The following is a 21,333-nucleotide window of genomic DNA, read 5'->3' as shown; positions in this document are numbered from 1 at the left end:
ATCGTTAACCATAAGCAAGACTTATCAACTTAAATAACAACTTTATAATTTCCTTATTATTACAATAGGTGTAAGATTTGAATCAAGAACATACTATCCATTTGGATCCAGAGGGGATTGATTTACATGCCATTTACTTTTAAGTCCATTGACCATATTCAGCTCGCCGCCCCTAAAGGCAGCGAGGACAAGGCAAGAACATTTTTCAAGGACCTGCTAGGCTTTGATGAAGTCGAGAAACCTGAAGCCCTAAAGAAACGCGGTGGCGTTTGGTTTGAATTCGCCAATCACCAAATACATATCGGAATCGAAGAACCATTTTATCCGGCAAAAAAAGCTCATCCCGCTTTTGAAGTAGAGAATATAGAAGCTTTAAAACAGCATTTAGTAACAAATGGAATCGAAGTCATGGAGGACGATAGAATCCCAGGTGTTAAAAGATTCTTCATTTCCGACCCTTTCGGTAACCGCATGGAATTGCTTGAACGGGTAAAAAGCTAAATACCGTCCAAGATTCGACCGAACTTACAAAGAATAAGAATGATTGGGAGTATTCAGGAGCCTGTTAAGGGCTCTCTTTTTTATGGAAGCACAGAATATATCGTTGTATCCACATCCACATATGCGGTATCCAAGTAGGATTGTGGAATGGGGATAAACTTTAATTTCTTAAGAATGTGAATTTATAATTATCTTGACTTATAAAACATTATTTTGATATATTTAAAAACAGACCGGTTGGTTTAGAGGAGGTTTCCTGCGATTGGATACAAAATCACTGATCATTGACATCGCTACAAACCTTTTTCAGAAAAAAGGATATTTAGGCGTAGGATTAAATGAAATCTTAAAGAAATGTAACATTTCAAAAGGCTCACTTTATCACCATTTCCCCAACGGAAAAGAAGAATTACTCATCGCTTGTCTTCAATCTTTGAATACTATGATCACTTCGGATATGAAAGACATTTTCCAACAACATCCAACTACACAAATGGCTACTCAATCGATGATTGAAAAACTGGCCGTTCAGTATGATCGTGATGGGATGATTACTGGTTATACATTCAGTAGTATCGTAAGCGAAATGGGATCACTAAGCGAACCAGTGAGAACCACATGTGCTCTCACTTTCACAAAGATTCAAGATATTTATTCAATCAAATTAATAGAAGATGGCTTTTCCAAAGAAGCAGCTCAGGCACTGGCATTAATGCTGACCGCTACCATCGAAGGTGGGATCATGCTTTGTTTAACAAAAAACTCGAGCGAACCATTAAGAACGATTTCGAAGGGATTGCCCAATCTATTAAAGGCGTATTAATGTAATATAATCACGTCCATACAAATCCTCTCGACTTGCTTGTTGAGGGATTTTCATTACGCCTTAGAATCAGTAGTGTAAACACGTGTATTCACGTAACCACAACGTCTAAATATGTATTTTCGGAAGGAAGAAAACATTGAAAAACGAAACTAGATTACCAAGAAACGGCAAAGAGGGCGCATTATACGGAGGTATCATCTGTTTTCTTACCTCTTTATTCATGTCATCATTCAGTATCATTACAGTAACTGGTGAATTTAACGGGGAAATTGCAATGGATATTATCAAAATTTGGCCAATCATGTTTGTTATCGCCATGGTCATTGAGCCAGTCCTTGTAGGACGCATTGCAGAAAACATGGTTAAAAAGTTCACTCAACCAACAGATAGCTTTAACGCAAAGATTTTATTCCGTATCGTATTCACTGTATTCGGCATGTCCATGTGCATGACTTTCATTGGCGGAATCATCGGTAACGGTTTTAATTCGGATACCTTTAGCAACTTTATTTCATATTGGCCAAGAAACTTCTTCATCGTTCTTCTTGCTGAGAGTTTAGTCATTCAACCCCTTGCAAGAATGGCCATGGTAAAAATACATGCTAATCAAGATAAAAAAGATCCTGCCGTTGCCATTATAAAATAATGCCCAGGATGACGAACTGAATATCAAAATAAAAGGGGTTCGAAATCTTCATTTCGAACCCCTTTTGACTATCATAACTCCTTAAGTCAATCTAGATATCTTCTTGCCCCAGCATATTCTTCACCGTAACCCGATGTATCGATTTCATCTATCCTTACATGTGTAGAGGTGTTTGGTGAATGAATCATCTTCCCTTTTCCTATATACATCCCTACATGGTGGACCTTCCCTTTTCCTTTATCATAGGCAAAAAAGAGTAAATCGCCTGGTTCAAGGTTTTCCCGTTTCACCATTTCCCCCTGTTGCGCCTGAACGGAAGAGTCCCTTGGAATCGTTATTCCATTAGCGTGGTACATCGTATAGGTAAACCCGGAACAGTCAAATCCAAAACCGGACATTCCGGCCCATAGATAAGGAAGACCTAAAAATCCTTTGCCCGTTTGCACGATGTCCGTACCCGTCGGTTTTGGAATTTGATTGTCATTTTGATAGATCTCTACGTCTTTCTTATCTATCCATTTGGCTCCATCACTTGGTGTCATAACTTTTACCTTATCTTTTTTCACCTGCAAAAGTGGAAGGCGTGTATCAAAGCTGACTTCCATGAATTTCGACCGCTGTTTCGAATCCGAATAAAGCCAAGTCTTGGGAGCATCCACAAGGGCTAACCCTTTAGAGAGTTGTTTTTCAAAGGCCTTTGCTGTCTTCAATTGCCCTTTTGGCATCCATCCTGGATAACCCGCTTCATTTCGGGGTGTCAACTGATTGGCTACTGCTACTTTCACCCAATTTCCTCGTTCTTCGAGTATGGTCACTTTTGACCCATATAACGCCTGTGTTTCCAGGTTACCCACAAGCCACAGCTTGTCCTCATACTTCATGGACTTGATCCAGGCATTCAAATCAACGGGGTTCGACGCAGAAGGAGCATCCAATTGTCTTAATAGGTCCGGCTCCGTCCACAGAGTGGCAACCGCTACATCTACATAGGCACTTCTCACTTTTTCTTTTGCGCTTGCTTCACTTGAACTGAATAGTAAAATACTAAGTGCAAAGAAAGATAGCACTAAAACCAATACCTTTTTTCTTTCCATCTACATAATCACCCTTCCAAAAATTTTTATTGAGTAAAAGAGGATTTCCTCTTGACCCCTAGTCCAGGTTTATCGGTAATGAAGAGGTGGTCTTTCTTAAATTGAAGTCCTTCAAATGGTTCATCCTTAATCCATAATGGTGCATCCAGATCAATCTTCGTGATGTTTGGATGTGCGGTTGCCAGATGTGCTGCGGCCGCTACACTTATGGTTGATTCCATCATACTTCCGATCATGCATTCAACCCCGGCTACTTCTGCCATATCCGCGATCTGAAGTGCACGCCGAATTCCTCCGGTTTTCATTAATTTAATATTCAGTAAATCAACAGCCCGTTCACTTAAAAGTCTCAAGGCATCACGAGGGGAAAACAGACTTTCGTCGGCCATGATCGGCACGTTCACCGACCTCTTTATTTCTTTCAAACCATCGATGTCATGTGCTTGCACAGGCTGTTCCACCAAATCAACGTTCAGCTTCCTCTCCTCGATTTCATGAATGATGGAGATTGCTTGTTTTGTTGTCCATCCTTGATTCGCGTCGACCCGGATGATGACTTGATCCCCCACAGCTTCTCGAATACGGGAGACCCGTTCCACATCACTCTTCCAATCCTTCCCCAGCTTGATTTTCATCGTTGAAAATCCACCTTCTATTAGAGACAAGGCCGCCTTTGCCATTTCATCAGGTGTATCAATACTGATTGTCATATCGTTTTTCAGCTCATTCGATTTCCCACCCAGATATTGATATAAAGGGAGCTGCCACCTTTTGCTGACTGCATCATACAAAGCGATTTCAACAGCAGCTTTTGCACTTGTATTGCCTACACAGGATTGTTGGATTACCTGAGACAATACATGAATACTCTCAATGTCACGGCCAATGAGATGTGGCGCGATCACTTCTTCAATGACCGTCATGATTCCATTAGTGGAATCTCCTGTGATGGCAACCGTCGGGGCTGCTGCACCCAATCCTTCCGTACCATCCTCCAACTTCACAGAAACCATGATGTTCTCAATTTCCATTGCAGTGCGCAAGGCAGTCTTGAATGGTTTGATGAGTGGTAGAGTTTCCACTGATACTTGTAAACTTTCAATCTTCATCGTAACATTCCTTCCTTAAAAGCTTGATAGTATATATGACGTAAATATTCCAAAATAGGTACCCAGAAGACTACCCAAAACAGCCATCAGGATTCCGACAGGTATTAGAGCCCGGTTAAATGCGCCCGCCAATATCGGAGCTGAAGCAACCCCTCCTATATTAGCCAATGAGGCAACTCCCATTGTAAATAGATCCAACTTGAAGACTTTTGCCAAAATGACCATGATCAATCCATGGAAGAATAGAATCATGAAACCGGATAGAATATACACAGGTGCTTGAAACAGCTGTGAAAAATCGGCATGGGAGGCAATTAAACCAATGACTATATACAGCATGACTTTGGAAATTTCCATGGAGCCCGCGATGCGCCCAACCTTCGTGACGGCCAGAAGCAACCCTACAGTCGACGCGATGATGATGGTCCACGTCGTCCCATTCACTGCAGCACCCAACACTGGCAGATTTTCCCCGATTTTCGTTGCCCCTGCTGATACGATTAAAGCGAGCGCCAAGAAACCGATCAATTCCACGAAGCCAAATTCCGTCTTTGTCGTTTCTCCCGCTTCAAGCTCGGAGGTCATTTGTTCAATGAAAGAAGTATCCGCTTTGGTCCAAAAATTGAATTTCCCGGCTAGAGGTACCAACCAGAACAAAAACATAACCCAAATGGAGTAATTGACTGTATCCATGATTAACGCATAACCAAAGATATTTTCAGGTACATCCAATATCCCTTGCAGGATCACCATGTTGGCCGATCCCCCTGTCCAACTTGCACTCAAAGCCGAAAATGCCTTCCAAGTTCCTTCCGCATAAAAACCATTCATCAAGACGTAAGTTAGAGTGAACCCTCCTATGATACTGATTGACGCCGCAAAAAAAGTTAAAAGCATCTTCGGTCCAAGTCTCAGTATTTTACGCATATCACATTGCAACAACATGAGCATTAGCATGGCTGGAAGCAGGAGACCCCTGACAGTACCATATGCATTTTCGACTGATTCACTGTCTGAAAAGAGCCCAAATGTCTTCATCAAGGCCGCTCCAATATAAATGAGGACAATGCCAGGTACATACTTGAAGAACTTTCCTCCTACTTTCTTCTCCACTACGGCAATCGCAGCAGTAAATGCCAATAAAAAACAGACAAACATCACACCATCTTGAATCATTTCCCATACCTCCTTATATTCAAGGGATTCCGTTCTACTAAACTATGATTTAGTCAACATGTCCCTAATAAAAAAATCCAGCTGCCAAAGAGCGCACGAATACACTCTTTAACAGCTGGATTTCAATTGCGTCTAACAAAAGAAGCAGCTATACCTTATTAAGTTGAAGATATTTAATACTTGCATTCCTTATGGCAACGGTCAGAGCTTTCTGAGAAGAACCAAAATACCGTTTCTCAATTTCCTTCTCCAACACATCAGGTTGAAGAATGGAATGTCCATTCAACATGGAGCGAATGAAGTTGGATGTAAGCGATATTGTAGTCGAACATTCCGCATCCACGATCTCGTGTGTATCACTATCAATGACCAATCCAATAAAAAAGCAGTTAAACTGCTGAGTAATCGGATTATTGGACGCCGCCTTTGACTCGCCCACTATGTACACTGTATTTTCCTGAAACATCCTTAGTGGCCTCCTGTCATACAGACATCCAACAGGTATATATGGAGATATCTAAATTCCAACCAAATGATTACATATATACTAATATGTTCATTATGAATCTGTCAATATATTTCGCATATTACGACAAATCCCCACTTTTCAAGTAAGCCAGCAGGAAAATACTCTATCATTCTTTGGACTACCTTCTTCTTTCTTTATATAGTTTGTCCATAATCCCCTCTGAAAATTAGTTACAATACCCAATGACAATTATCAGAATATTTATTATGATGATATTAATCATAACAAGAATGCGTTATATTATATGACATTTTTTTTAAGAAGGGAGTTTTACTTATATGAATGAAAAAGTTGGCAAGTCCAAGGTCTTCTCCTTAGGCCTACAGCATGTCCTCGCCATGTATGCAGGGGCAATCCTGGTGCCCATCATCGTCGGAGGCGCCTTAGGCTTCACTCCTCAACAGCTTGCTTACCTCATTGCCATTGACTTATTAACCTGTGGAATCGCGACGTTACTCCAAGCATGGAAAAACAAATTCTTCGGCATTGGGCTCCCGATTGTTTTAGGGACTTCCTTCGTAGCGGTCACTCCCATGATTTCCATAGGAAGTAACTATGGCATTTCCGCCATATATGGATCGATCATCGCAGCAGGTCTGTTCATCATTTTTTTCTCCAATATCTTTGGCAAGCTACTAAAGTTATTTCCTCCTGTCGTGACTGGGACAGTCGTCATCATCATTGGATTATCCTTAGTTCCCACCGGCATTAAAAACATGGCTGGCGGTGCAGGAAGCAAAGACTTTGGTTCAGCTGAAAACCTCATGCTCTCATTCGGTGTCCTTTCCATCATTTTACTGATGAATCGGTATTTCACTGGATTCATCCGTGCCATTTCCGTATTGGTCGGCATCATCGCAGGAACGGTCGTTTCCGCATTTACAGGAAAAATGGATTTTTCCACCGTCATGGAAGCCTCGTGGTTTCATGTCCCAGCTCCATTCTACTTCGGCGTACCCACCTTTGAAATCGCGCCTATCCTGACGATGATGCTAGTCGGAACGGTCATCCTAATCGAATCGACCGGTGCCTTCCTTGCCCTTGGAAAAATAACCGGGCGTGACTTAAAGGAACGGGATATTGTACGGGGCTATCGTGCAGAAGGGCTTGCCTTCACTTTAGGAGGAATCTTCAACGCCTTTCCCTATAGCACATTCGCACAAAATGTCGGACTGGTTCAATTGTCCGGCGTGAAAAAACGATCCATCACCATCGCGGCAGGTTTCATTTTAATCGGGCTTGGACTGGTTCCAAAAATTGCAGCACTCGCTACATTGATTCCTACAGCCGTTCTTGGTGGAGCCACTGTCGTCATGTTCGGGATGGTTGTATCCTCAGGAATCAAGATGTTAGGCGATGTAGACTTTTCCGATAACTCGAATTTATTGGTCATCGCATGTTCGGTATCATTGGGTCTCGGCGCAACGGTCGTTCCCGAATTGTTCTCGAGCCTGCCGGAAGCGATTCGTATTGTTGTCGGCGATGGAATCATTACCGGTAGCCTGACAGCCATCATCCTGAACTTAATTTTAACTCCCCGGAATAAAAAATCAGATCCTAGAGTCGTGCCTGAAACGGACCAACTCTTAGCCAAAAGCGTATAAAAGGAGTCTAGAACATGATCACATTGGAGATGTTACAGAAAAAAAGCCATAAGGAATTCACGGAGATTCTCGGGGATACTTTCGAGCACTCACCTTGGATTCCAGAGCAAGCCTCAGCGTCCAGGCCGTTTTCTTCCTTATTAAGCCTTCATCAATGCATGGTCGATATCGTGAACCACGCACCTAAGGAAATGCAAATGGATTTAATAAGGAAGCACCCAAACCTAGGTGACAAAGTCGAAATGACAGCTGACTCGACCAAGGAACAACGAGGAGCGGGATTAAAGGACCTTACCGTTTTGGAATACGAAAATTTCCTTTCATTAAATAGACGTTATCAAAAAAAGTTTAACTTCCCCTTCATCCTCGCAGTACGCGGCAAGGATAAGCATGACATATATGAAGCAATGGAATTGAGGATTCACCATACAGAAGAAACCGAGTTTGAAACGGCCTTAGCAGAGATTTATCAAATAGCGTTCTTTCGTTTACAGGAAAAAATCAAAAGCTAAATAGTCTCGGCCTTGGCCGAAGAATGCAAGGGATAAGGAGACATATATGTCTGGTTTAACAACGCATATCTTGGACTTAACACACGGGAAACCCGCTGCAAACGTCACGATTGAATTATATTACTCCGAATCATCATCCTCTACCTGGCAGCTACTCCAAACAGCTGTCACGAACGCGGATGGGCGGCTCGATGCCCCTCTCCTCACCGGGGAAGAAGCAAAAACCGGACAGTACGAAATCGTCTTTCATATCGGCGATTACTTCCGCGGTCAATCAATTGAGCTACCTGACCCTCCCTTTTTGGACCAAGTTCCTATCCGCTTCGGTCTAGCGTCCCCCGCTTCCCACTATCATGTGCCTTTACTCGTCTCCCCATGGGGCTATCAGGTATACCGGGGAAGTTAATGACTCTGGAGAATACCGAGAATAAACCCCCGGCAAAGAGGCATATACATTGTCCCTTTGCCGGGGGTTTCCTGCTTATTGATTCATTAGTCTTTTCAAGTCCCTAAACCATTACACTATTTTTTTCTTGGATGTTAGTTTTTCGGACGATTCCATTTCTCTTAATCCTTGATAAATGCAAAAACCTGAGTACCCTAAGAGCAATAAACCCGGACCTATAAGTAAAAGGGCAGCGCCTTCTTTGGATTGGGTGAAATCGATGAAATATCCTACATAAGGGATGGTGAATCCAGAGTATAGAGCTACAATATTATCGGATAGAACCGGGTCAGCATCTGCAGTTTTATTATTATCACCTTTCGTATCGTAAAGAACATGCTCTCCGCTACTGTTCACCTTGGTGATCCTATGCGTTATGAGTATTTCCTCACTTGTTTGGAAGGTGATGATATCCCCTTTTTTAAGGGCTAGTTTCTCGTCTGAACTTAGTGGCTTGACAGCTATAACTGACCCGGTTTGAAAGGTAGGTTCCATCGACCCGGACAAAACCGTTTTAAGCTGATGCCCCATAACCTGGGGTTCCCCCCCAGACGCTTTTGAGGATATGACAAGAAATACCATTACCATTAAGTTTAAAAATAGTACCACTGTAATCAAATTACTTATTACTTTCAGCGTTCTTTTCAAACTCTTCGCCTCCTGACTTATTATCTACCTTACCATCTGTGTTCTGATCCTCTGTAATAGGGTCCTTTTTAATCGGTAACTCACTTTCTTCTTTTTCTTTATCGATAGCCTCGTTTTCTTTAGGCTTATTTTCAATTTCGTCTTTAGTGGAATCCTCTACTTTTTCATCAGAGTCCTTTGCTTCTTCATTCTCCTCAGTTTCGGGCTCAGCACTCTCATTCTCCTGATTTTCATTTGGATCTGGCTCATCGTCGATCGGTTCCTTCACTTCTTCACATTCTTCATGATTCTCATTCTCTTTTGCGTTAGAGCAATCCATGTCCTCGGCTATCTCCCAAGTCCCAATTTGAATCTCTTGGTTTACTAGTTCCATGTCGGTGTAATAGGCATTCGTTTGCCCCGTAACAGCCACCACTGTTCCTAAAAATAAATACCATATAGCCACCAGCTTGGTTAATGTCCATAATAGTTTTTTTCTCTTCCAAATTCCCTTTTTATTTAGTATTGGAAACCCCTTCTTCCTAGGCTTCATTCTTTATAGTGCTTGCTGCCTTTCAGATTTACGATTCCTAGACTAATGCTCTGGAACTCCTATGTATAGAATGTACTTCAAGTATTCGATATAAAAGAAGTGCCCAAAAGAACACTTTTGGGACACCTCCACTTTTTAAACTCTTAGTTCACACCAACAGCGATATATGCAGCTTTTACAGCTCTTACTTCTTTTGAGCTAGCTCCATATAAATCCGTTGCAGCCTGAATAGCTGCTTCTTTCATCATTGTAAAGTTTGAACTGGCTGTCAGGTATTTAGAAAGGGCGCGGTAATAAATTTGTTCTGTCGCTTCACGACCAACCCCACTCACGGTAACTCCATAATGAGTTCCACCCTCTGAGATCAGGTAAGCTGCCTTGTTATTGATACTACTGTTGATATGAACGCCACCACTATCTAAAGTACCTGTATACCTTTTACTCCAATGATCTGGAGAATAGCCGCTATCCGTTCTGACGTCAACGATTTCTGCCGGATTACTCATGGAACGCAATCCCTTTCTTCCATCCTTAACGATTGTTTCTCCAATTAGCCATTCTTCATCACTTCTGTCTACCATGGCAGCAAATATATCTGACATGGATTCGTTTAAGGCCCCGGATTCATTTCGATAGATTAGATTTGCCGTATGTTCAGTCACACCATGCGCCATCTCATGCGCAGCAACATCCAAACCTCCCGCGAAATTATGATAGGCGATGCCATCACCATCACCATATGACATCGTTCTTCCATTCCAGGATGCATTATTCCAATTATTATTCACATGGACCGAAGAAATTAACTGTTGACCCTTATCATCAACCGAATTACGCCCAAATGTGCCTTTGAAATAATCATAGGTCTTTTGTGCATTTGCATGTGCATCTACAGCAGCACCGTCTTTAAACATTTTAATAAGACTTGTGACTAGTCGATTGCCATTCTTTGCATCATTGGTGACTACACCTTTACCTCGCGTCACATCAGTGAGACCATACACCCCGTTAGCATATTGCGCTTCAAACATCTGCTTGTTATTAAATACGCCATTACCAAATGCCGTAACTTCATGGGAAGCATTATAGTTATCTACAATTTTTCCATTGGTAGAATCAATGAAATAATGCCAGTATCCAACCTCGGGTTCAATAGTAGAAGCTTTAACTAGAAAAGTATTATGGAATGCTCCATCGAATTCATAAATATACTGTTCAACGGCAATGTCACCATCATACTGATCTACCTTGCCAATTTTCTTTTCAAGATCCTGTTTTGCTACTTCAATCGCCTCTGTTTCAGAAATGGCAACCTCTGTCTTGATATTTTCATTCTCTAGATCAGGTACTACTTCACCGAAGAACGACGTAACATTATTATTCTCGTCAATCGCTATCGTCGAATCCGATCCGTATATAGGAACTCCTTTATACTGTTCAATCAGTCTAAAGTGATGGGTTCCGACCTCTTTATCAGCTTGTTCGTCTATTACTTTAAAGTTTTTTTTCATATCACCTTTTAGTTTAAACTTCTTACTATTTTCATTAAGGAAAGAATAGGCGATTTCCTTCTTACTTAAGCCACTTTTCCCTTTTGGGGACCAGGTTTCACCAATAAAAGAAGGAGTTTTATATTCATCATTATATTTAATAGTATCCTGAGCACCTACAAGTGATCCAGCTGTACCGAACGTCCCTAAAAAAACGGATAGAGCTAAAGTAGTAGAAACCATTTTCTTATTTACTTTCAATTATCTCATCTCCCTGATAAATAGTTTTTAAATTACTTCTCATAGGTATATGAGAAATTTTACTTAGCTTCACCAGCCGTTTGATTGGCGATAAATGTCCAGTCAAGTTTAAGTTGATCGCCTTGTAATACATTTTGATCTTCACCATTATCGATAAATTCAAACTGTACCCAAAGATCGTTTTCAGCACCCGGTTCAAGCCCACCATTTTTTGCAAAGAAAGGGTCTAGAACACTCTTTTTAACAAGGTCTGGATCCATATTTTTCAATTCTTGCAGTGTTGTCTCAAAAATAGGTTCATTCTCTTTGTCCCAATTCCATAAGAAGTTCACTCGGATATGCTTCCCGAAATCCTCAGAACCATTGTCACCCTTCGCATCGACAACCGAATACGCTGTTTTTAGATTGACGTTTTTAATTTTCAACGAACCATTATTCGCTAATTTAAATTCAGTTGTTTTCGAGTCACCAGGTTTCATATTCTCAAGATTGACGATTGTTTGTGGATTAATGGACAAATCCAATGTACCGGCTGCGAACGTATTATTGGTTACTTCTTGATCGCTGAAATAAGCATATGTACCCCCACCAATCAGTGATAGTCCTAATGCTGCTGATGCAATACCTAAACCTAACTTTTTCTTCATACCCACTTCAATTCCCCCCGCATTTCTATTTTTACTTCTAAAAATCTTTAGTAGCCTTCTTCATGTTGCAAGTTATATAATATGGAATATAAAGTAAATTATCTCCTCCCTTTTATTTTTTAACTCGTATGAGTACCCTTGAAGCAACCTTACAATACTAATCTAGGAGTACATTCACTCCATAATATTCCTTATTAAGATTTATTTGTTCTCAATAAAGAATGTATTTACATAATATTACCTAATTTTACATATTATTGTATATAGTCTTATATGTTTATAATCTTTTTAGGATTTCAAAAAATATTATCTTTTAAATTATCCACTTTTCCCTTAGTCTTCGACACTTTCCCAAGGTTAATCCTTGTATAGAAGTAGGAAAATAGCGAGAAAGAGCTTCCGACTGCCATCTTAAAATGACGCTGGAATTGCTAGGTCCGTATATTTAATGATAGTCAGCAATGGTTAAAATGGTATTATTTTCCTATATTCAATATATCACTAGACTAAAGTAGTATTTTCTGTAGGAACTAACTAACATCTTATTCATTTAAAATATATATAGTGAGAGTGAATACTAAAAAGTTGGTAACTTTAAAAAGGTAATAGTAAAAAACGTAGGGCCCCGGCTTTTAAGCCGGGACCCTACGTTTTTCATGAAATGAAATCAGGTTATATCGAGGTTACGTTCGTACTCTTTTCAAGATCCGATGGCTGCACCGTCTCCCCGTGGGTCGACTCCACCTTTAAGGAACCCATGCTCATCGATCCGGATGGCCTGCGCATGTCCCATCGCCCCATCAAACTCCTCCACGACTTCGACAAGATGCCCTTTTTCTTGGAGTTCCTTAATGGTATCTTTCTCGACACGACTTTCGATGCGTAACGCCTCACTAGATTCTCCCCAGGTCCTGCCCCAGACAAAACGAGGCTCATTGATGGCCGTTTGGGGATCCATCCCATAATCGATCATCCGGGTAATGATCGCGGTTTGCGTCTGCGGTTGACCTTCCCCACCTTGCGTTCCGTAAATAATGCTAGGTTTTCCATCCTTACAGGCCATTGCCGGCATCAGGGTATGGAAGGAACGCTTGTTAGGTTCCAAAGTATTGACATGGTTGGAATCTAGCGAGAAAAAGGACCCCCGGTTTTGAAGAATCACTCCTGTATCCCCGGCAACGACACCCGATCCGAACTCGAAGTACAGGCTCTGAATGAATGATACGGAATTCCCATCCTTATCTACAACGGCGGCATAAGCGGTGTCACTGCCCATCGGCGGGCTGGCTACCCTTTCTGCCTTCGTTCGTTGAATGGCTGCCCCAATCTTGGCAGCATATCGCTTATCAAGGAGCTTACCCAGGGGAATATCAAAGAATTCAGGATCCGTTAATACCTCGTTTCTGTCACGAAACCCTGCTTTTAATGCCTCCGCCAATAGATGATAATAATCGGCAGAACCATGCTCCATGTTTTCCAAGTCAAAGTTTTCTAGAATATTCAATGCCAGCAAACCGACGAACCCTTGAGAGTTGGGTGGGACTTGATAAATGGTATAGTCGCGGTAGGTAGTGGATATAGGTTCGACCCAGTTACCTTCATGGTTGGCAAAGTCAGCAGCGGTTAACAGTCCACCCTGTTCCTGCAAATAAGTAACGATGGATTGACCAAGTTCGCCATGATAAAAAACATCCCTCCCCCGTTCAGCAATCAAGGTTAAACTACGGGCCAAGTCTTTTTGAAAAAAACGTTCCCCCACTTCCGGAATTCTTCCTCCTGGCGCATAAATATCGGCTGTGATCAGCATCTTTGAAAGCCAGTCCCAGTTCTGCTTTGTATAGTCCACTTGGTTCTTCGTAATGGGAAAACCATTTTCCGCATACTCGATTGCCGGTACAAGAACTTCAGCCAATGATAAGGTACCTAATTCTTTTAATATAGCATCCCAGCTATCTACCATTCCTGGAACGGTGATGGCACTCCTTATGCCACGAAAGGGAATGGCCGCTTCTCCTGCATACGTTTCACGGCTGACATTTGCCCCAGATCGTCCGCTACCATTATAAACACTTATTTTCCCGTCACTGTTTTCATAATTCAGCCAGAACATATCACCGCCAAGTCCCGTCATATGCGGATAAACAACACCCAGGCAGGCACTGACAGCCACCGCTGCATCAAAAGCATTGCCTCCTTTTTCGAGAATATGATTTCCCGCCATCGATGCTAAATAGTGGGGGCTCACTACCATGCTCTTCGTTCCGATAATCGATTGTGTCATACAGTTGCTCCTTTTATTTATTTTATTTTTCTGAAAATTAACTATATTTGTATTATAAACCATTAACTCACAATACGTAATCCACTTTTTTGTTTTTATTAACAAATAGAAATCATTTTCACCTTTAAATCATCTATTGAACTAATAAGTTATATAATTACATACAATTCGATACTTTTATTAAAATATTATGAGCATTTCGAAACCTATTTTGTTATGATTAATAGATAATCATGGAAATTATTATTCGAACAGAGGAGGAACCAATGTGAACAATCCATATGGCGAATTAACCGTGGGAATGATGCGGACGGGGATTTTAGGGTTCGGTGGTGGTCCCTCGGTCATTCCACTCATCCGGCATGAAGCAGTTTCCCGTTATCATTGGCTAGATGATGACGAATTCGGTGATACATTGGCCATTGCCAATACACTCCCTGGTCCGATTGCCACAAAGATGGCCGCCTATCTGGGGTACAAACTGAAAGGATGGCCTGGTGCCATCGTAAGTGTGGCGGCGCATATCTTACCATCTGCCTTTGCCATGGTATTCTTGATCGCCTTCATAAACGTCCTCAGTAATTCGGCGATGATTACCAATATGATTGCTGCCGTGATGCCAGTCGTTGCTGTCATGCTTGGACAAATGGCATATGAGTTTGGTGAAAAGGCCGTTAAAGGGTTAGGGAAAGTGCTTGGCATCTTATTTTTTTCCATCTCCTTCTTGCTTCTTCAGGTCGTTTCCCTGCATCCTGGAATCGTCATCATGATTTTCCTTTTATATGGCGCCTTTCATTTTAAATTGAAGAACAGATTGAAAAATAAGAAACAGGATAGGAAGGAGGAATCAGCATAATGGGTGCCCTATTCATCCCGATTGGCATAGCTGTATTCTTGGCATTTTTCATAGCGAATATCCTTGGCTATGGAGGAGGCCCGGCTTCGATTCCGCTTATGTACGACCAAATTGTCACCCGCTATGGTTGGCTTTCTAATACGGAATTCTCACAAATGCTTGCGCTTGGAAACTCCCTCCCAGGACCGATTGCCACAAAAATCGCCGCCTATGTCGGTTACGATGTTTACGGATGGCCCGGGTTCTTCGTCGCTTTGGCGGGGACGATCATTCCTTCTGCCGTGGCCTTGATTTATTTATTGAAAATCTTGCGAAAATACAAGCAGTCGCCCATCGTAAAAGGCATGTCCTTACTCGTTCAGCCCGTGATCGCCATCATGATGCTATTGCTTACATGGCAGATGGCTGCTGACGCTGTCGGCTCCATTGGATATATTCATTCCTTAATCATTGCTGGAATTGCTTTCCTAGCATTGGGGAAATTCAAGATTCACCCTGCCTTCGTCATCATTTTTGCCTTTGCCTATGGAGGGTTCATCCTCCCGATCACATAAAAAAATCCACCTTAAAGGTGGTTTTTTTTATTAAGGTGGCAAGAAAACCATTTGATACAATAACTAAACTACTAAATTAATTAATTTTTGATATGATTATCCCCTCTATCGTTTCATTAAAAGAAAATTCCATATTAACCTTTTGGGTTTTATCAAAGTAACCAATTATTTTAGCACCAGAATCATCTCTTTCGTAGTAATTTTCTCCATATTCTTGTATAACATCTTCTTTTGAACTGCCCTTTGTTATTTTCTTTGATGTTTTATATGTATTGCTTGAAAAAAAATAACTAGCAACTTGCCCATTAACTATTTGAAATTCTATATCACTATTATCTCTATCTTTCCCATATATTAAATAGGTGGATTTTGACTTTTCTACCTCTTCAACAAAGTCTGGTTCTCCTAAGACTTCTTTAATCTTATCTTCTGTTGAATTTAAAGAAATTGTATTTACTTCCTCTGACAAACTTGTGCTATCAGTATTTTCATAGAAATCCATTTTATTAGTGGTTCCACAACCACTTAATACAATAATTGATAATAGTAAAATTGATAATGTAAATCGATACATACGGAAAAATCCAAACATTAAATTGTCTCCTTATAAATTAGTTGATAGCCATTGAGTTTTAGATTTGATCTGCTTGTTCAGTTTTAATTTCACTAATAATTTCTAGTTATTCTTTAGCAAATATGATCAACAACTCCCCCGTTCATTTAAAAAAAGTTATTTTAATATTACCATTTATCTAAATATTTTATTTACATTAGCCAGTAAAGCCCTTAAACTTTTGGTTACCATCCATATTCAAATAGAGTACTTGGATTTTCATTTATCGAGGAGGAATTTTGTATGCAAAGATTACAAGAAATTTTAGAGACCAGAGATTTTATTATGAGTAAAACGGACAATCAGCCAACAATCGGTATGATTTTAGGATCGGGGTTAGGATCTCTTGCTGATGAAATTGAGAACCCGTTCAAAATCCCATATAGTGAAATTCCTCACTTTGCAAAATCCGAAGCAATCGGACACGCAAACGAACTAGTAATCGGGCAATTGAAAGGTAAGACTGTAGTGGCTATGAAAGGACGCTTTCATTATTATGAAGGATATACACTAGATGAAGTGACTTTTCCCATACGTGTCATGAAGGCATTAGGGGTGGAGCAATTGATCATTACCAATGCTTGTGGCGCAGTTAATACAGACTTTAATCCAGGTGATTTAATGCTCATTACCGACCATATCAATTTAGTTGGTACAAATCCTCTCATAGGACCTAATAATGATGAATTGGGTACTCGCTTCCCTGACCTTTCCCAAACTTATCATCCTGACTTGCGAAACATTGCGTCCAAAGTAGCTAAGGAAAAGAACATTTCCTTGCAACAGGGCGTCTATGCTTGGTGGAGTGGTCCCGCATATGAAACACCAGCGGAAATTCGAATGATTCGTACGCTGGGGGCAGACGCTGTAGGGATGTCAACCGTTCCGGAAGCCATTGTAGCCGTCCATGGCAAGATGAAAGTGCTAGGGATTTCCTGCTTAACGAATATGGCTTGCGGGATTTTAGATCAACCATTAAGTCATGATGAAGTGATTGAAGTTGCAAGTAAAGTTAGAACGCAATTCGTTGGATTGGTCAAAGGAATTGTGGAAGAAATGGAATAGTAATAGAATTGTAGGCATTATGCGCCCAAAAAAAAGATTGCCGAGATAACTATATCTTCTCGACAATCTTTTTTTATCTCTACATGGAGCTTTTCCTAGAGCTTCATTCCCATCCGGCTCTTATAGCGTTTAATAAGGAGTTGGCAATCGACGCTGACAACCCCGACGACCGGATATAACTTTTCATTGAGGAAGCGTTCCATCTCCTGATTATCCGTGAAGATTCCATGCATATGCAGCTTACTAGGCCCCGTCATATGATACAAACTCGTTACTGCAGGCTCATCCTCCAGTTGTTGTGCCACCGATTCCAAATATTTAGGCTCCACCTCGACATTGAAAAATGCAGAAACATGAATGCCTATCTTAGCCGGATTGATGACAGCGGTAAAACGTTCAATCACCCCTTTTTCCACTAAATGATTGATTCTCATCTGAACCGCCACTCTCGACAGTTCCACTTGCTTTGCTAAATCCGTATACGAAATCCGCGCATCTTCATGCAAGATTGAAATGATTTTCTTATCGATTTCATCCACCTTGGTGCTTGGAATGCTAAAGTCCTCTGCCATCTATGTAACTCCTTTTCGAATCATTTATTCTATTATCTCAAAGGATAGGGCCCTTCACCAATTATTTTCATGCAAAAGAAAAACTGCCAGAAAACCGGCAGTCTCGTTAATGAAGGATCAATAGCCAGATATATAGTCCAAACAGAGTGATGAATAGTGTTGGAACAGTCAGGATGATTCCTACTTTAAAATAATATCCCCATGTGATCCGGACACCTTTTAGCTTTAATACATGGAGCCACAAAAGTGTGGCCAAAGAGCCGATTGGCGTGATCTTTGGTCCTAAATCGGAACCGATGACGTTGGCATAAATCAGAGCATCCTTAATAGGCGCCGTTGTTTGAACTTCCGCAATGGCCAAGGCATTAATCATGACCGTTGGCAGATTATTCATGAATGAAGATAGAATAGCCGCAATGAATCCCATGATAATCGTCGCCGAAAACAAACCTTGATTGGCCGTTGCCTTAATGACGTCAGCTAACAGACTAGTCAGTCCTACATTTCGCAGTCCATATACGACCACATACATCCCAATCGAGAAGAATACGATATTCCATGGGGCACCGTTTAAAACGGTACGGATTTTCACGGCTGGACTTCTTCTTGCCAAAATCAAAAGGACAATGGCAATTGCACCAGCCACAAACGAAACGGGTACACCTACAAACTCACTTGAAAAATAGCCGACTAGAAGAATAGCCAGGACGAACCAGGAAATCTTGAACATACGTGGATCCTTTACCGCTTCGGCAGGACGCTTCAAATGAGAGGAATCATAGGTTACAGGTAGATCCTTTTTGAAAAACAAATACAATACGAGAATGCTAGCTCCTAAACTGAATAAAGTCGGAACGATCATCCGGCTGGCATATTCACCAAAACCGATCCCGAAAAAGTCCGCTGACACAATATTCACCAGATTACTGATGACGAATGGCAAGGAAGTCGTATCGGCAATGAATCCGCTCGCCATGATGAATGGGAGCACCATCTTATCATCGAACTTCAATGCTCGCACCATCGCTAGCACAATCGGCGTCAAGATCAATGCCGCCCCATCGTTTGCAAAAAGCGCCGAAACGATGGCTCCTAGAATCATCACCAAAATGAAGAGACGGAAGCCTTTACCATCTGCATATCGGGCCATATGAAGCGCAGCCCATTCAAAAAATCCAATTTCATCTAAAATTAACGAAATGATAATCAGGGCCACGAACGTCAATGTCGCATTCCAAACAATCTGCGTCACATCACTTACATCCTGGAATGAAACAACACCGAACAAAAGAGCGATGATCGCCCCTCCGCAGGCACTCCAGCCAATTCCCAGACCCTTTGGCTGCCAGATGACCAACACTAATGTAATCATAAAAATAAGTAGAGCTAAAAACGTCGAACTCATGATGCCAGCACCTCTAAGCCACTCCTTCTATAAAACTTTCTTCCCTTAACTATATAAGAATACTAGTTTTTACACAACGCACAAAGGCCACCAATTTCTTGGCAGCCCCCTGTTAATATGAGCCTTCCAATTCATCATCTACCAAATCCATTAGATAAGGCACATCCACATAATCATTCCCTGTTGAATACCCGATTCCATCGGTAGGCACCGTCGGAAAAACTTCCTTGCCGTCCTTGTCATAGAATCTATTACCTATTTTAAATGTTTGTCTATCCTCAAAGAATTCATCAAAACTGGATTCTTTCTGTACTTCTGCATACTGATCCATAAGAGTCCGCCAGCTATCCGGATATTTTTCCACTCCATATGATTTATCCTCAACCGTGATACTGTGCATCACTTCTAAACCGGGTTCATAGGTCGCCTCATCCCCTGATACACTAAAATTCCTATCTTTTTTCATAAACGCCTTAATTTCAGACACTTCGTCCTTTGGATTTAGATTCCACATAAAAAATGAATCTCCTTCTCCATTCCAGGCCTTTGGCTCACCCCCATTATCTACGGAAGCCGCTCTCCATTTATTGTCCTTCCATACCCAGAAACTCATCCCGTATTCTTTGCTTTCATTGATGAAAGGGACAAAAACATGGGTTTCATCTAAGTAAAGAACGTCTTGAATGATTTTAGGCTCTGATTCAGGAAAAAAAGAATTGATTCGTTTAATCACCTGTTTATCTGTAAGAAATGCTTCAGGTTCTCTTGGAGCTCGAATGATCAAAAGGACTCCCACTATAAGGACAATCACCATCACTAAAATGATGATTTTCGTTTTTTTATTCATTTTTCAGCACCTCCGATCAACACAGATTCTTCAGACCGGAAGTAAACCTGGCCTCCATTATTCGGTGTAATGAGGAAACCCTTTCCATCATCTTCTACATAAATGACCGTTTCAAGTCCGCTTCCCTTTTCAGGAACCGTTCCTATCAAAAGATAAGGGAACCGTTCTTTATACCCGTTCTTTTCATTAATTTTATAATACCAAGATTCACTTTTGATTTGATTTTGTTTCATCTTGTCCACCTGTACTTGCAACACTTCATTATTCAATGTGACATCCTTGCCAGCCGGGTGAGTGATAATCAGGGAAGCTTTTTCAACGTCCTGGATATAGGTCGAGGGTTGATCTTTTGGGAACATTAAATGTTCAAGCGGCGAGTTTAAGAATGAAGAAGCAAAAAAGATGAAATTCACCCAAAACCCTAACCAAGCATAACGACGGTACCGCGGCCAACGCTCTGTATTGTCCTTTCTTCTCAAAAACCAATATAAAAAGACGACCCCTAATGGCAATATTGGTATCTTTGTCACTTCACTTGATAAATTAAAATGAATACTGAAAGAAAAAATCCCAATGAGCATAACTAGGAGCCCTTTCCATACCTTAGGCGGATTCTGTTGTTTTTTGTAAACAACAAAGAATAGTAGGGCAATAAGTAAATAACTGAAGACTAATAGAATAAAAGAGGGCATATGTACAAACACGTTCTGCTTCATTTTCAACTCATCCTCCCACCACTTTACGGATGTTTACCTATTAAATGTAATATAATCACTCTACCATATCCCATCTCTTTTGTAACCGCAGCCTCCCCCACCTTACTTAGTAATAAAGATGGGGTCTTACCTTTTATTGAAAACCGCGGTTATAGGTATCCACAGCTTAATCCTTCGATTGAACAGTATTCATTATATTTTTATATTCCTTATCATTGATAATTCCCAACTTCTTGAACAAGGTGGAATATCCAATGATTTTCTTTTGGGTACGGTTCGTAAAATTCATATGAATCCTCTCCTTTTTTATAATCTATGCAATTCCGACAAAATGTTTCCTTGAGGCAAAATAATTTGTATAAACTAAAATAAAAAAACTGCCCTTGGAATGGCAGTTTTCCTCT

At 41.0% G+C, this 21,333-nt stretch carries 24 protein-coding genes; 9 read left to right on the top strand and 15 right to left on the bottom strand.

Features of this window, described 5'->3' with window-relative positions:
- Positions 1-126: 126 nt before the first annotated feature.
- The 3 genes from AC503W_RS04345 to AC503W_RS04335 all read left to right on the top strand — a co-directional run bounded on the left by AC503W_RS04345 (position 127) and on the right by AC503W_RS04335 (position 1,973).
- Positions 127-501 carry a VOC family protein gene (locus tag AC503W_RS04345; RefSeq protein ID WP_494916195.1) on the top strand — a complete coding sequence of 125 codons (375 nt, stop codon included), beginning with the start codon at positions 127-129 and terminating at the stop codon, positions 499-501.
- A gap of 262 nt (positions 502-763) precedes the next feature.
- Positions 764-1,324 (top strand): TetR/AcrR family transcriptional regulator, encoded by a 561-nt coding sequence (locus AC503W_RS04340; protein ID WP_494916193.1) that lies wholly within the window; start codon positions 764-766, stop codon positions 1,322-1,324.
- A 139-nt stretch (positions 1,325-1,463) separates the two neighbouring features.
- On the top strand, positions 1,464-1,973 hold the full coding sequence (locus AC503W_RS04335; RefSeq protein WP_494916191.1) for a DUF2798 domain-containing protein: 510 nt from the start codon (positions 1,464-1,466) through the stop codon (positions 1,971-1,973).
- Between the two features lie 86 nt (positions 1,974-2,059).
- Here the strand turns inward: AC503W_RS04335 and AC503W_RS04330 are convergent, their stop codons facing one another.
- The 4 genes from AC503W_RS04330 to AC503W_RS04315 all read right to left on the bottom strand — a co-directional run bounded on the left by AC503W_RS04330 (position 2,060) and on the right by AC503W_RS04315 (position 5,818).
- Positions 2,060-3,067, bottom strand: coding sequence for a C40 family peptidase (locus tag AC503W_RS04330; protein WP_494916189.1), 1,008 nt, complete (start codon positions 3,065-3,067; stop codon positions 2,060-2,062).
- 26 nt (positions 3,068-3,093) lie between these two features.
- Complete coding sequence (locus AC503W_RS04325; protein ID WP_407407694.1) at positions 3,094-4,176, bottom strand: dipeptide epimerase; 1,083 nt, start codon at positions 4,174-4,176, stop codon at positions 3,094-3,096.
- 15 nt (positions 4,177-4,191) lie between these two features.
- A complete protein-coding gene (locus AC503W_RS04320) occupies positions 4,192-5,352 on the bottom strand; it encodes a DUF819 family protein (RefSeq protein WP_402867588.1) in 1,161 nt (386 codons plus the stop codon).
- A gap of 148 nt (positions 5,353-5,500) precedes the next feature.
- On the bottom strand, positions 5,501-5,818 hold the full coding sequence (locus AC503W_RS04315) for a DUF3870 domain-containing protein (RefSeq protein ID WP_494916187.1): 318 nt from the start codon (positions 5,816-5,818) through the stop codon (positions 5,501-5,503).
- A gap of 341 nt (positions 5,819-6,159) precedes the next feature.
- Between AC503W_RS04315 and AC503W_RS04310 the strand changes: the two genes are divergently transcribed.
- The 3 genes from AC503W_RS04310 to uraH are packed head-to-tail and all read left to right on the top strand — an operon-like array spanning position 6,160 to position 8,403.
- A complete protein-coding gene (locus AC503W_RS04310; RefSeq protein ID WP_407407696.1) occupies positions 6,160-7,485 on the top strand; it encodes a nucleobase:cation symporter-2 family protein in 1,326 nt (441 codons plus the stop codon).
- A gap of 14 nt (positions 7,486-7,499) precedes the next feature.
- The gene (uraD, locus tag AC503W_RS04305) at positions 7,500-7,997 is read left to right on the top strand and encodes a 2-oxo-4-hydroxy-4-carboxy-5-ureidoimidazoline decarboxylase (RefSeq protein WP_402990345.1); all 498 of its coding nucleotides are present in this window, start codon (positions 7,500-7,502) and stop codon (positions 7,995-7,997) included.
- A 46-nt stretch (positions 7,998-8,043) separates the two neighbouring features.
- Positions 8,044-8,403: a hydroxyisourate hydrolase gene (gene uraH, locus AC503W_RS04300; protein WP_402867583.1), complete on the top strand. Its 360-nt coding sequence runs from the start codon at positions 8,044-8,046 to the stop codon at positions 8,401-8,403.
- Positions 8,404-8,514: 111 nt separating this feature from the next.
- On the opposite strand, the gene sipW is transcribed toward uraH, so the two are convergent.
- The 5 genes from sipW to ggt all read right to left on the bottom strand — a co-directional run bounded on the left by sipW (position 8,515) and on the right by ggt (position 14,301).
- Positions 8,515-9,030, bottom strand: coding sequence for a signal peptidase I SipW (sipW, locus tag AC503W_RS04295; RefSeq protein WP_494917267.1), 516 nt, complete (start codon positions 9,028-9,030; stop codon positions 8,515-8,517).
- Between the two features lie 31 nt (positions 9,031-9,061).
- Positions 9,062-9,535: a hypothetical protein gene (locus tag AC503W_RS04290; protein WP_494916185.1), complete on the bottom strand. Its 474-nt coding sequence runs from the start codon at positions 9,533-9,535 to the stop codon at positions 9,062-9,064.
- 230 nt (positions 9,536-9,765) lie between these two features.
- On the bottom strand, positions 9,766-11,355 hold the full coding sequence (locus AC503W_RS04285) for a M4 family metallopeptidase (RefSeq protein WP_407407106.1): 1,590 nt from the start codon (positions 11,353-11,355) through the stop codon (positions 9,766-9,768).
- A 77-nt stretch (positions 11,356-11,432) separates the two neighbouring features.
- Positions 11,433-12,026, bottom strand: coding sequence for a TasA family protein (locus AC503W_RS04280; protein ID WP_402955442.1), 594 nt, complete (start codon positions 12,024-12,026; stop codon positions 11,433-11,435).
- Positions 12,027-12,720: 694 nt separating this feature from the next.
- Entirely contained in the window at positions 12,721-14,301 is a 1,581-nt protein-coding gene (gene ggt / locus AC503W_RS04275) for a gamma-glutamyltransferase (RefSeq protein WP_494916184.1), read from the bottom strand.
- Between the two features lie 268 nt (positions 14,302-14,569).
- Here ggt and chrB point away from each other — a divergent pair, with 268 nt between their 5' ends.
- Both chrB and chrA read left to right on the top strand, forming a co-directional pair.
- Positions 14,570-15,157 carry a chromate efflux transporter ChrB gene (chrB, locus tag AC503W_RS04270; protein ID WP_494916183.1) on the top strand — a complete coding sequence of 196 codons (588 nt, stop codon included), beginning with the start codon at positions 14,570-14,572 and terminating at the stop codon, positions 15,155-15,157.
- Complete coding sequence (gene chrA / locus AC503W_RS04265) at positions 15,157-15,711, top strand: chromate efflux transporter ChrA (RefSeq protein ID WP_494916181.1); 555 nt, start codon at positions 15,157-15,159, stop codon at positions 15,709-15,711. The genes chrB and chrA overlap by 1 nt, the downstream gene beginning before the upstream one ends.
- A gap of 76 nt (positions 15,712-15,787) precedes the next feature.
- On the opposite strand, the gene AC503W_RS04260 is transcribed toward chrA, so the two are convergent.
- Positions 15,788-16,303 carry a hypothetical protein gene (locus AC503W_RS04260; RefSeq protein WP_494916179.1) on the bottom strand — a complete coding sequence of 172 codons (516 nt, stop codon included), beginning with the start codon at positions 16,301-16,303 and terminating at the stop codon, positions 15,788-15,790.
- Positions 16,304-16,567: 264 nt separating this feature from the next.
- Here AC503W_RS04260 and AC503W_RS04255 point away from each other — a divergent pair, with 264 nt between their 5' ends.
- The gene (locus tag AC503W_RS04255; RefSeq protein ID WP_494916177.1) at positions 16,568-17,389 is read left to right on the top strand and encodes a purine-nucleoside phosphorylase; all 822 of its coding nucleotides are present in this window, start codon (positions 16,568-16,570) and stop codon (positions 17,387-17,389) included.
- 95 nt (positions 17,390-17,484) lie between these two features.
- Here the strand turns inward: AC503W_RS04255 and chrS are convergent, their stop codons facing one another.
- The 5 genes from chrS to AC503W_RS04230 form a co-directional block, all read right to left on the bottom strand.
- Complete coding sequence (gene chrS / locus AC503W_RS04250; RefSeq protein WP_494916176.1) at positions 17,485-17,961, bottom strand: chromate efflux transcriptional regulator ChrS; 477 nt, start codon at positions 17,959-17,961, stop codon at positions 17,485-17,487.
- A gap of 106 nt (positions 17,962-18,067) precedes the next feature.
- A complete protein-coding gene (locus tag AC503W_RS04245; RefSeq protein ID WP_402867571.1) occupies positions 18,068-19,366 on the bottom strand; it encodes an arsenic transporter in 1,299 nt (432 codons plus the stop codon).
- A 112-nt stretch (positions 19,367-19,478) separates the two neighbouring features.
- Positions 19,479-20,213, bottom strand: a complete 735-nt coding sequence (locus tag AC503W_RS04240) for a hypothetical protein (protein ID WP_494916174.1) — start codon at positions 20,211-20,213, stop codon at positions 19,479-19,481.
- Positions 20,210-20,929 carry a hypothetical protein gene (locus tag AC503W_RS04235; RefSeq protein WP_494916173.1) on the bottom strand — a complete coding sequence of 240 codons (720 nt, stop codon included), beginning with the start codon at positions 20,927-20,929 and terminating at the stop codon, positions 20,210-20,212. Before AC503W_RS04235 ends, AC503W_RS04240 begins: the two co-directional genes overlap by 4 nt.
- 166 nt (positions 20,930-21,095) lie before the next feature.
- Positions 21,096-21,218, bottom strand: a complete 123-nt coding sequence (locus AC503W_RS04230; RefSeq protein ID WP_402867568.1) for a hypothetical protein — start codon at positions 21,216-21,218, stop codon at positions 21,096-21,098.
- Positions 21,219-21,333: the final 115 nt, after the last annotated feature.

The organism is Peribacillus suis (genome assembly GCF_059384845.1).
The sequence above is the reverse complement of the archived record's forward strand: the minus strand, read 5'-3'. Positions and strand labels throughout refer to the sequence as shown.